Below are 3,293 nucleotides of genomic sequence, written 5' to 3' on the forward strand. Positions count from 1 at the left end.
ATTCCATTCGTCCCTCCGCTGAACGCCGCCGCGCGTCGCGCGTTTGAAAGCGCAATTGAAGCAGGAGTGAGGCGATGAGCGACACCGACGTCCAGCCGATGATCCACGAAGACCCTCAACCGGGCCATGAGTCGCAGCTGGAGCCGAAGCCCGACTGGCAGCCGCGCTATCCCGGTTCCGGCCGGCTGCAGGGCAAGGTCGCGCTGGTCACCGGCGGCGACAGCGGCATCGGCCGTGCGGTCGCGGCACTCTATGCCCGCGAAGGCGCCGACGTCGCGATCGTCTATCTGCGCGAGCATGACGACGCGCAGAAAGTCTGCGAGATCGTCGAAGGCGAAGGCCGCCGAGCGATCCGCATCGCAGGCGACGTCGGCGACAAGGACTTCTGCAAGCAGGCGGTCGAACGCACCGTCGCCGAGCTGGGCGGGCTCGACATCCTGGTCAATAACGCCGGTGAGCAGCACCCTGACAAGAATATCGAGGATATCACCGAGGAGCAGCTGAAGCGCACCTTCCAGACCAACATCTTCGCGATGTTCTATCTGGTCCAGGCGGCGCAGAAGCACCTGAAGAAGGGCTCCGCGATCATCAACTGCACCAGCGTGACGATGTACAAGGGCTCGTCCGGCCTGCTCGACTATTCGGCGACGAAAGGCGCGATCACCGCCTTCACCCGCTCGCTTTCAGAGAACCTGGTCAAGGACGGAATCCGGGTAAACGCGGTCGCGCCCGGTCCGATCTGGACGCCGCTCAACCCGATGGGCGGCGCCCCGCCCGAAAAGCTCAAGGATTTCGGCAAGAACACCCCGATGGGCCGGCCGGGCCAGCCCAACGAAGTCGCGCCGGCGTTCCTGTTCCTCGCCTGCGAGGATGCGAGCTACATGTCGGGCCAGGTGCTGCACCCGAACGGCGGCGAGATCGTGGGGAGCTGAAATTCTCCCCTGCGAAGCAGGGGAGGGGGACCATGCGAAGCATGGTGGAGGGGCGGCAGCGCAGCTGCCGAACTTAACCTCCGCTTCGCTCCGGCCCCTCCACCACTCGCTGCGCGAGCGGTCCCCCTCCCCTCAGCAGGGCTGAGTGGAGGATTGACTAGCCCGGCAGCTTCTCGGTCAGCTCCGGCACGATCTTGAACAGGTCGCCGACCAGGCCGATGTCCGCGACCTGGAAGATCGGGGCGTCCTCGTCCTTGTTGATGGCGATGATGGTCTTGGAGTCCTTCATGCCGGCGAGGTGCTGGATCGCGCCGGAAATGCCGATCGCGATATAGACTTCGGGCGCGACGATCTTGCCGGTCTGGCCGACCTGATAGTCATTCGGCACATAGCCGGCATCGACTGCCGCGCGGCTGGCCCCGACCGCGGCCTTCAGCTTGTCGGCGAGCGGCTCGATCAGCGCGTGGAAATTCTCGCCATTCTGCAGCGCGCGGCCGCCCGAGACGATCACCTTGGCGCTGGTCAGTTCGGGCCGTTCGGACTTGCTGAGCTCGGCCGAGACGAAGCTCGACAGGCCGGCATCGCCGGTGGTGCCGATCTTCTCGACCTGGGCGTTGCCGCCCTCGCGCGCCGCCTTCTCGAACGCGGTGCCGCGGACGGTGATGACCTTCTTCGCGTCCGACGACTGCACGGTCGCGACCGCGTTGCCGGCATAGATCGGCCGCGTGAACGTATCCGGCCCCTCGACCGAGAGGATGTCGGAGATCTGCATCACGTCGAGCAAAGCGGCGACGCGCGGCGCGACATTCTTGCCGGTCGAGGTCGCGGGCGCCAGGAACGCGTCGCGGTCGGCCATCAGGTTGACGATCAGCGGCGCGACATTCTCGGCCAGCTCATGCTCATAGGCCGCATCCTCGGCGAGCAGCACGAGCGATACGCCCGCAACCTTCGCGGCATGGTCCGCGACCAGCTCGCAATTACTGCCGGCGACGAGCACGTGAACCTCGCCCAGCTTCGCCGCTGCGGTCACGACGGCAAGCGTCGCGTCCTTCAGCACCTTGTTGTCGTGATCGGCGAGAACAAGCGTCTTCATGCGACCACTCCCAGGTTCGTCAGCTTGGTGATGAGTTCGTCGACATCGGCGACCTTGACGCCGGCGGAGCGCTTCGGCGGCTCGGCCACCTTCAGGGTCTTGAGGCGCGGCGCGGTGTCGACGCCGTAATCAGCCGGCGTCTTCTGCGCCAAGGGCTTCGATTTCGCCTTCATGATATTCGGCAGCGACGCATAGCGCGGCTCGTTCAGGCGCAGGTCGGTGGTGACGATCGCCGGCGCCTTCAGGCTGACTGTCTCCAGGCCGCCATCGACTTCACGAGTCACGGTGACGGTGTCGCCCGACAGCTCGACCTTGGAGGCGAACGTACCCTGCGGCCGGCCCATCAGCGCGGCGAGCATCTGCCCGGTCTGGTTCGAATCGTCGTCGATCGCCTGCTTGCCGAGGATGACGAGCCCCGGCTGTTCCTCGTCCGCCACCGCCTTCAGCAGCTTGGCGACCGCCAGCGGCTCCACCTCGTCATCGGTCTGGATCAGGATCGCGCGGTCGGCGCCCATCGCCAGCGCCGTGCGCAGCGTCTCCTGCGCCTTGGCCGGCCCGATCGATACGGCGACGATCTCGGTCGCCGCGCCCTTTTCCTTCAGGCGGATCGCTTCCTCGACCGCGATCTCGTCGAACGGGTTCATGCTCATCTTGACGTTCGACAGGTCGACGCCGGTGCCATCGGGCTTCACCCGCGGCTTCACATTGTAATCGATCACCCGTTTGACGGGGACGAGGATTTTCATGTCACTCTTCCTTCGTGGTCTCGCGAGAGCGGCTTATTCCAGTGTCTAACGTTTACGCGAACGTCAAGTAGCCGCCGTGGCCGCGTATTCAGCGATCAGCGGCTGGAACTGCTCCATGGCCGGGAATTGCGGGAAGCTGTGGCGGGCGCCGGTCCTGGCCCAGGGCAGCGCCTCGCTGGTGAAGCTCTCTACGAACGGCGGTGCGTCCGGCACGGAATCGAGCATCGTCGTGCGCACGTTGACGACGTCCGGCCCGTCCAGCCGCGTGAACATCCAGCTCATGCAATGCGGGCAGTGGAAGTGGCGCGGCGAACCGTGCAGGCCGCCGATCGCGGGCTCGCCCGCGATCACCTCGAAGCGGTCGCCCGGATAGGCGCTCGACAGCGAGAAGGCGCCACCGGTCATGCGCTGGCAGCCGGTGCAATGGCAGGCCATGGTCAGCAGCGGCCGGCCGGTCACGCGAAACCGGACCTGGCCGCAGCGGCACCCGCCTTCCATTGCGCCGTCGTTGCTCACGCCGCC

Annotated in this window: 4 protein-coding genes; 1 reads left to right on the forward strand and 3 read right to left on the reverse strand. The window is 66.1% G+C overall.

What is annotated here, in order from left to right; all coding sequences use genetic code 11:
• The first annotated feature begins 74 nt into the window (after positions 1 to 74).
• Complete coding sequence (locus VFT73_RS00575; RefSeq protein ID WP_326408154.1) at positions 75 to 932, forward strand: SDR family oxidoreductase; 858 nt, start codon at positions 75 to 77, stop codon at positions 930 to 932.
• A gap of 157 nt (positions 933 to 1,089) precedes the next feature.
• On the opposite strand, the gene VFT73_RS00580 is transcribed toward VFT73_RS00575, so the two are convergent.
• From VFT73_RS00580 to VFT73_RS00590, 3 genes are all read right to left on the reverse strand, one after another.
• A complete protein-coding gene (locus tag VFT73_RS00580; RefSeq protein ID WP_326408155.1) occupies positions 1,090 to 2,025 on the reverse strand; it encodes an electron transfer flavoprotein subunit alpha/FixB family protein in 936 nt (311 codons plus the stop codon).
• Complete coding sequence (locus tag VFT73_RS00585) at positions 2,022 to 2,771, reverse strand: electron transfer flavoprotein subunit beta/FixA family protein (RefSeq protein WP_326408156.1); 750 nt, start codon at positions 2,769 to 2,771, stop codon at positions 2,022 to 2,024. The genes VFT73_RS00580 and VFT73_RS00585 overlap by 4 nt, the downstream gene beginning before the upstream one ends.
• A 63-nt stretch (positions 2,772 to 2,834) precedes the next feature.
• Positions 2,835 to 3,293: GFA family protein (locus VFT73_RS00590; RefSeq protein WP_326408157.1), on the reverse strand; the 459-nt coding region annotated here is incomplete at its 5' end.

Origin of the sequence: Sphingomonas sp. (genome assembly GCF_035758555.1) — a bacterium.
GTDB lineage: Bacteria > Pseudomonadota > Alphaproteobacteria > Sphingomonadales > Sphingomonadaceae > Sphingomonas_B.

Excerpts from the sequence above, each read along its gene's own strand:
- VFT73_RS00585 (WP_326408156.1), bottom strand. The coding sequence starts at position 2,771 with ATGAAAATCCTCGTCCCCGTCAAACGGGTGATCGATTACAATGTGAAG.
- VFT73_RS00575 (WP_326408154.1), top strand. The coding sequence starts at position 75 with ATGAGCGACACCGACGTCCAGCCGATGATCCACGAAGACCCTCAACCG.
- VFT73_RS00580 (WP_326408155.1), bottom strand. The coding sequence starts at position 2,025 with ATGAAGACGCTTGTTCTCGCCGATCACGACAACAAGGTGCTGAAGGAC.